Here is a 7,407-nt window from a genome sequence, read left to right as displayed (position 1 = left end):
GGCGACCAGCGAGCGAAGCGAGTGGTGTCGCTGACGACGAAGAGCGGTGCAGGTGGGCGCACACACATGCGATTCGCGCAGCGATCGCAGAAAACTCGTGGGTGCGCCGCGCCGCGATGCAGGAGGAGGCGACCAGCGAGCGAAGCGAGTGGTGTCGCTGACGACGAAGAGCGGTGCAGGTGGGCGCACACACATGCGATTCGCGCAGCGATCGCAGAAAACAGAGAGCTCCGGTTGAGCTGTCGGGTCGGGGGTCTGACAGCTCAACCGGAACAACAGATATATCTACGGCACTTTCGCCGGCGTTACAACATCAACCGCCGTTTTCCCCCGAGTTCATTTCGTCAGTTTTTTTGTTGATGGTCGGGTTGAAGGTCAGCCCTCGATGATCGCGGTGACACCCTGACCGCCGGCGGCACAGATCGAGATGAGCGCACGGCCTCCGCCGTTCTCCTTGATCTGCTTCGCGGCCTGCGCGACGATGCGGCCACCGGTCGCGGCGAACGGATGCCCGGCGGCGAGCGACGAACCGTTGACGTTGAGCTTGCTGCGCTCGATCGGACCCAGTGCCGAGTCGAGGCCGAGGCGCTCCTTGCAGTACTCCTCGGACTCCCACGCCTGCAGCGTGGCGAGCACCACGGAGGCGAAGGCCTCGTGGATCTCGTAGAAGTCGAAGTCCTGCAGGGTCAGTCCGTTGCGTTCGAGCAGTCGCGGTACCGCGTAGGTCGGCGCCATCAGCAGGCCGTCGGGCCCGTTGACGTAGTCGACGGCGGCGGTCTCGGAGTCGACGAAGTAGGCGAGGACGCCGATGCCCTTCTCCTGCGCCCACTCGTCGCTGGACAGCAGCACCGTCGACGCGCCGTCGGTGAGCGGGGTGGAGTTGCCCGCGGTCATCGTCGCGTCGCCGAGGGAGACGCCGAAGACCGGCTTGAGCTTGGCGAGCTTCTCGACCGTCGAGTCGCCGCGCAGGTTGGCGTCGCGGGTGAGGCCGAGGAAGGGAGTGATCAGGTCGTCGAAGAACCCCGAGTCGTAGGCGGCGGCCATCTTCTGGTGGCTGGCCGCGGCCAGGGCGTCCTGGTCGGCGCGCTTGATGCCGAATTCCTTGGCGGTGATCGCCGCGTGCTCACCCATCGACATGCCGGTGCGGGGTTCGCCGTTGCGCGGGATCTCGATGCCGAGCTTCGGCAGCACCTTGAGCACGCCGAGGATCTGTTCCTGCGTCGAGCGGGCGCGGTTCACCTCGAGCAGCTGGCGGCGCATGCCCTCGGAGATTCCGATGGGGGCGTCGGAGGTGGTGTCGACGCCCCCGCCGACGGCGACGTCGTAGCGGCCGCGGGCGATGCCGTCGGCGACGGCGGTGATGGCCTGCAGTCCGGTGCCGCAGGCCTGCTGGATGTCGAAGGCCGGGGTGTACGGCGACAGCGCCGATCCGAGGACGCATTCACGGATGAGATTGAAATCACGCGAGTGTTTGAGCACCGCTCCGCCGGCCACCATGCCTAGCCGTTCACCCTGCAGGCCGAATCGGCTGACCAGGCCGTCGAGGGCCGTGGTGAACATATCTTGGTTGCTGACCTTGGCGTACGTCTTGTCCTGGCGTGCGAACGGAATGCGGTTGCCGCCGAGGATCGCCACCGGACGCTCGGCGCGGGTCTTGGGTGTGTAGGCCACGAGAGATCTCCCAGGTGTTGGTTGGTACCTATAGCGTATTCTTACTCCAGAGTAAGTTAGATGTCGAACGGCGCTCCACTCCGAGCGTCCCCGATCACATCGAGCCATGCACACAGATCTGAAGGAGATTCACGTGGCGAACACCGGCCTGTACTCGAGCTTCGTTCACTCCGGACCCGGCGCGTTCATCGCAAAACAGGCGGGATTGCCTGTTCCGCCGGCACTTCGTCGGTACAAGGCCTCCGAGCCGCCGCTGCCCGGCCCCGTGCTGCTCGGCGGGCAGGGACGCCTGATCGAACCGCTCCGCGAATTGCTCTCGGACCCCGATTACACCCTGATCGAGAACGCCACCACCGGCCGTAGCGCCGACAAGTACGGCGCCCTGGTGTTCGACGCCACCGGCATCACCTCCCCCGCCGAACTCGAGCAGCTCTTCGAGTTCTTCCAGCCGGCGATGCGCTCGACCGCCGCGTGCGCCCGGTTCCTGGTCATCGGCACCACCCCGGAACTGATCACCGATCCCGACGAGCACGTCGCCCAGCGCGCCCTCGAGGGATTCACCCGCTCGCTCGGCAAGGAACTGCTCAAGGGCTCCACCGTGCAGCTGGTCTACGTCTCCCCCGACGCCAAGACCGGCCTCACCGGACTCGAGTCGACGCTGCGTTTCGTGCTGTCGGCGAAGTCGGCGTTCGTCGACGCCCAGGTGATCCGCGTCGGCGCGGCCGACTCCACCGCCCCGGCGAACTGGGACAAGCCCCTCGACGGCAAGGTGGCCGTGGTCACCGGTGCCGCCCGCGGTATCGGTGCGACGATCGCCGAGGTCCTCTCCCGCGACGGTGCCCACGTCATCTGCGCCGACATCCCGGCGGCCGGTGAGGCCCTCGCCCAGACCGCCAACAAGGTCGGCGGCACCTCGTTCCCGCTCGACGTCAGCGCCCCCGACGCCGGCGAGAAGCTGGCCGAGCACGCCCTGCAACGCCACGGCGGCATCGACATCATCGTCAACAACGCCGGCATCACCCGCGACAAGCTGCTCGCCAACATGGACGACGCCCGCTGGAACTCGGTGATCTCGGTCAATCTCATTGCGCCGCAACAGCTCGTCAATGCGCTTGTCGCGGGGAACGCGATCCGCGAGGGTGGTGCCGTCGTCGACGTCTCCTCGATCGCCGGCATCGCGGGCAACCGTGGACAGACCAACTACGGCGCCTCCAAGGCCGGCGTCATCGGCCTGGTCGATGCCTACAAGTCGATCCTCGGCGAGAAGGGCATCACCATCAACGCCGTCGCCCCGGGCTTCATCGAGACCAAGATGACCGCGGCGATCCCTCTCGCCACCCGCGAGGCGGGCCGTCTGATGAGCTCGCTTCAGCAGGGTGGACAGACCGTCGACGTCGCCGAAACCGTTGCCTACTTTGCCAATCCGGCCAGCAACGCCATCACCGGCAACGTGGTGCGGGTGTGCGGCCAGGGCTTCCTGGGGGCGTGATGACCAAGACCATCACGCTGCCTGCGGCGCCGTCGACCGCCGACATCTACTCCAAGGCCGTGACCGCGATGCTCCCGGTGATCGGGAAGTCCGGGTCGGTACGACCCGACGCACCACTGCCCGATCGCCGCTACCGGCTGGAGAACGTCCGCGTCGACGCCGAGCGCCTGCTCGCCTACACGCGGGCCACCGGCCAGCAGTTCGGGCCGACCCTGCCGATCACCTACCCGTTCGTGCTGCAGTTCCCGCTCGCCATGAAGATCATGACCGACGGTGACTTCCCGTTCGGCGCAGTCGGTTCGGTACATCTGGAGAACAGCATCCACCGGCTGCGCCCGATCGGCATCGACGAGCCGCTCACCATCGAGAACCACGCCGAGAACCTGCGCGAGCATCGCAAAGGCCTTCTCGTCGACATGATCTCGGAGATCAGCGTCGGCTCCGAACTGGTGACCCGGCAGGTCGCGACCTTCCTCAAGCAGCAGCGCACCAGCCTGTCCGACGATCCACGTGGACCGGCACCTCGGGAGCAGGCGCCACCCCCGCCGGATGCGGTGCTGTCGGTGGATCTCGGTAAGATCCGCGAGTACGCGGCCGCCTCGGGGGATCGCAACCCGATCCATATGGGCGATCTCACGGCCAAGGCGTTCGGGTTCCCGAAGGCGATCGCACACGGAATGTGGAGTGCCGCAGCCGCAGTCGCCAACGTGGAGGCACAGCTTCCCGACGACGTCACCTATGCGGTGCGGTGGGGCAAGCCGATTCTGTTGCCCGCCAAGGTGAATCTTTATGTTCACCGCCTCGACGGCGCCGGCGCGGGCAGCGGGCAGAGCCTGCCGGGCAACTTCGATCTGTCGATCCTCAACCGGCGCAAGGGATATCCACATCTGACCGCGACGACGCGACACGAGTGAGGGGTTCCCGCGTGCCGACATGCGGGGGATGTCGGCACGTGGTGTTCGCCCCCGCAGAAGCACTCGAGAGACATGGGACACAATGAATTTTGACACCACACGCGGAACCCGAGGCCGTCGCCAACCGACCGGCCCGCTGTTCCGGCTGATGAATTTCGTGGTGGGCAAACGAATCCGTAAGACGGGCGAACTCGGCGGCAGCAAGGCACTGATCCTGTCCACCGTCGGCGCCAAGACCGGCAAGGAACGCACCAACCCGTTGAGCTGGTTCGACGACGGCAGTGGCGGGTGGCTGATCATCGCATCGGCCGCAGGCGCCACCGGAAACCCCGGCTGGTATCACAACATTCGGCAGAATCCGGACCGGATCCGCATCGAGGTCGACGGCCGCACCGTTGCGGTGGATGCCGAGCAACTCACCGGCGAGGAACGCGCACTCGCCTGGAAGGTCATCGGCGCCAGTCCGCGGTTCGCGGGCTATCAGGCCAAGACCGACCGCGTGATGCCGATCATCCGCCTTACCGAGAAGAACTGATCGGACTCACTGCAGCGGCGTGTGCACGCCGACGCCCTTGAGGCCGCGCCAGGCGATGCCGACCAGCAGGTCGGTGGCGGTCTCGAGGTCGACGTCACCCTCGCTCATCCGGTCGGCGACGGCCTCGCCGGCGCCGACCAGTGCGACGGCGGTGAGTTCGAAATCGATGTCCTTGGCGCCCTCGACGGTGGTACCGCGACGGATCAGTTCGGCGACCATCTCGACGACCTGACGGCGGCTGGTGCTGACCGTGTCGGCGAAGGTCGCACTGCCGACGGCCACGCGGTAGAGGACGCGCCAGGATTCGCGGTGCTGGTCAACAAACCGGAGGAATTCGCGGACCACTGTGCGGGCCTGTTCGCTTTGCCTCAGCTTGGGGTCGAAGCCCGCCGACATCGCGTCGATGAAGCGTCCGGATTCGCGGGCGATACATGCACTGAACAGCTCTTCCTTCGAGCCGTAGTAGAGGTACAGCATGGGTTTGCTGATCTGCGCGTGCGCCGCGATGGAATCCATCGACGTGTCGCGATAGCCGTTCTCCGCGAATACCGTCACCGCGGCGTCGAGCATCTGCTGCTCCCGCACCGCACGTGGCAGCCGCTTTGTACCGCCGGCCATGCTGGTCACTCCTCTACTTCGATCACACCACCCGGATGGCGGATCGAACCATCTTACCGCTCGGTAAGATCACGTGTGACCGGCATCCCGCTTTCGGGGCCCAATTCCACAACCCGTACCAGGTTAAGGCACGCGGGATGGGCCCTGGGGGCGCCCCACCGATGGCGTCCGACCACGACGTCGGCCCGACGGCTACTCAGCAAGACAATTGGCCCTTGGCCCGCAGGATCCGCACGACCGATGCGTTGACCTTCTGCTCGGAAAGACGTCCGGATTTCACCGCGGCCTCGAGGTGATCGAGCACGCTCGGAACCGCGTCGGTGGTGATCCAGAGCGCGATGTCGCCACCGGCCGCGAGGAAACGTTGCACTGCGACATTGATCGGGAATTGCTGGTTGATGGCGCCCATGCCGGACAGGTCGTCGGAGAACACGACGCCGTTGAACGGCGGACCGCCATAGGGCTGTCCGGTCCGCAGCATGCCGATCGCCTTGGCGCTCAGGCTGGCGGGGGTGTCACCGACAGTCAGTCCGGACACGATGAGATGCCCCACCATCACTCCGGCATTGCCGGGATTGCGCAGCAGCGTCTTGTACGGGACGAGGTCGCTGGTCTCGAGTTGCGACAGCGGCGGGGTGCGCACCACACCCAGGTGGGAGTCACCGGAGCCGTGGCCGTGGCCGGGAAAGTGCTTGTACACCGGCATGATTCCGACGGATTCGAGTCCTTCGGCGAAGGCCTGACCGTAGGTCGTCACCGTCTCCGGATCATTGGAGAACGAACGATCGCCGATCACCTCGTCGTCGCTCTCGTCGCTGACGTCGACGTCGGGGGCGAAGTCGACGGTGATGCCCTTGGCCTTGAGCTGGCGGCCGATCCGGGCGGCGAGCTCACGAACCTGCTCGGGGGTCTGCGACGCGGCGAGCTCACGTGCCGACGGTGAGTCGATGCCCAGCGACGACAGCCGCGACACCCGGCCGCCTTCCTGGTCGACGGTGACCATCAGCGGAATCCGCGACGCGTCGTTGACCCGTTTCAGGTTGGCCGGATCGGTGAGGATCGACTTGTCGGTCCAGCTGCCGATGAAGATGCCGCCGACGGGCTCATTGGACACCAGTGAGTAGGCGTCCTCGGTGCCGGTGACGCCGACGACGATCGACTGGCCGAGTTTCTGACGCAGCGTCATCCCGGCGACGATGTCGGACCCGCACCCGACTGGGACGATCGAGGTGGGCGCCGCCGACGCCGAACTCGACGAATACGCCGATGAGGACGTGGCCGAGGTCGCCGCGGCCGAGCCGGCGGCGGTCGAATCGGAGTCGGTGTCACATGCGGTGATCGTCATCCCGGCGGTCGCGGCGACCGCGAGCAGGCACATCAACTCGCGAAAACGGCGAACACGACGTCGGTGAGGTCGTTGACCAGAGCCCATGGCACGAGTCTGGCATGTACGCTTGGCCAATGGACGCGCGGTCCATTTCCGACAGCCACGGCCCCGTCGATTCCGACACGGGCCGGGCCGACGAGAGCGCGGGGGCCGCCAGATCCCAACCCGCCACACCCCAATCGGTGATGATCGCCTTCGACGGCGGCGCCAATTCCGAGCGGGCGATCTCCTATGCGGGACATTTCCTCAAGGCCTCGGTGGCTCACGTCGTCACCGCGTGGCAGCCGGGAACCCTCAATCCGGCACGTTTGTCGAGCCTGTCGGCCGGTATTCAGCCGTTCGTCGACACCACGCCGTTGGAGATGGATGTCGACGACGCGGTGCGGGACGAGGCCGTGCGGGTCAACGCCCTCGGAGTGGAGATGGCCCGGCGGGCGGGGCTCGAGGCGCACGGAACCCTCGTCGAGGTCGAGTCCACCGTGTGGGGCGCGCTCGTAGCGGCCGCCGACACCCTCGATGTCGACCTGCTGGTCACCGGGACCCGCGGCGACTCGGGACTCAAGGCCTTGCTGCGTTCAAGTGTCGCCGGGCGCGTTCTGAAGCATTGCCATCGGCCGGTGTTCGTGGTGCCCGCCACCTGCGACAAGCAACCACCGGTGATGCCCTGACACGTCGTCGCCGCCTGGTATCCGCGAAGCGAACGCCTACCAGCCCCGTGTGTGCGCCACCGCGGCGATGCAGGAGAAGAGCGAGGAACGTAGCCGCCGGGCTGAGTAGCACCTCTTGCGCGGTG

8 protein-coding genes are annotated in these 7,407 nt (G+C 66.5%); 5 read left to right on the top strand and 3 right to left on the bottom strand.

What is annotated here, in order from left to right; genetic code table 11:
* Positions 1-375: 375 nt before the first annotated feature.
* The gene (locus ACWDPV_RS09450; RefSeq protein ID WP_449742718.1) at positions 376-1,671 is read right to left on the bottom strand and encodes an acetyl-CoA C-acetyltransferase; all 1,296 of its coding nucleotides are present in this window, start codon (positions 1,669-1,671) and stop codon (positions 376-378) included.
* Positions 1,672-1,804: 133 nt separating this feature from the next.
* Between ACWDPV_RS09450 and ACWDPV_RS09445 the strand changes: the two genes are divergently transcribed.
* The 3 genes from ACWDPV_RS09445 (at position 1,805) to ACWDPV_RS09435 (ending at position 4,609) form a co-directional block, all read left to right on the top strand.
* Positions 1,805-3,160 (top strand): 3-oxoacyl-ACP reductase, encoded by a 1,356-nt coding sequence (locus ACWDPV_RS09445; RefSeq protein ID WP_449742717.1) that lies wholly within the window; start codon positions 1,805-1,807, stop codon positions 3,158-3,160.
* Positions 3,160-4,074 carry a MaoC family dehydratase gene (locus tag ACWDPV_RS09440; RefSeq protein ID WP_449742716.1) on the top strand — a complete coding sequence of 305 codons (915 nt, stop codon included), beginning with the start codon at positions 3,160-3,162 and terminating at the stop codon, positions 4,072-4,074. The genes ACWDPV_RS09445 and ACWDPV_RS09440 overlap by 1 nt, the downstream gene beginning before the upstream one ends.
* A gap of 82 nt (positions 4,075-4,156) precedes the next feature.
* A complete protein-coding gene (locus ACWDPV_RS09435; RefSeq protein ID WP_449742715.1) occupies positions 4,157-4,609 on the top strand; it encodes a nitroreductase/quinone reductase family protein in 453 nt (150 codons plus the stop codon).
* Between the two features lie 6 nt (positions 4,610-4,615).
* On the opposite strand, the gene ACWDPV_RS09430 is transcribed toward ACWDPV_RS09435, so the two are convergent.
* Positions 4,616-5,227 (bottom strand): TetR/AcrR family transcriptional regulator, encoded by a 612-nt coding sequence (locus tag ACWDPV_RS09430; RefSeq protein ID WP_449742714.1) that lies wholly within the window; start codon positions 5,225-5,227, stop codon positions 4,616-4,618.
* 196 nt (positions 5,228-5,423) lie between these two features.
* The gene (locus tag ACWDPV_RS09425) at positions 5,424-6,413 is read right to left on the bottom strand and encodes a glycoside hydrolase family 3 N-terminal domain-containing protein (protein ID WP_449742713.1); all 990 of its coding nucleotides are present in this window, start codon (positions 6,411-6,413) and stop codon (positions 5,424-5,426) included.
* A gap of 10 nt (positions 6,414-6,423) precedes the next feature.
* Here ACWDPV_RS09425 and ACWDPV_RS09420 point away from each other — a divergent pair, with 10 nt between their 5' ends.
* Both ACWDPV_RS09420 and ACWDPV_RS09415 read left to right on the top strand, forming a co-directional pair.
* On the top strand, positions 6,424-6,639 hold the full coding sequence (locus ACWDPV_RS09420) for a hypothetical protein (protein WP_449742712.1): 216 nt from the start codon (positions 6,424-6,426) through the stop codon (positions 6,637-6,639).
* A 49-nt stretch (positions 6,640-6,688) separates the two neighbouring features.
* Positions 6,689-7,282 (top strand): universal stress protein, encoded by a 594-nt coding sequence (locus ACWDPV_RS09415; protein ID WP_449742711.1) that lies wholly within the window; start codon positions 6,689-6,691, stop codon positions 7,280-7,282.
* Positions 7,283-7,407 lie beyond the last annotated feature (125 nt).

The sequence above is a fragment of the Gordonia sp. NPDC003504 genome (assembly GCF_053587995.1).
The sequence above is the reverse complement of the archived record's forward strand: the minus strand, read 5'-3'. Positions and strand labels throughout refer to the sequence as shown.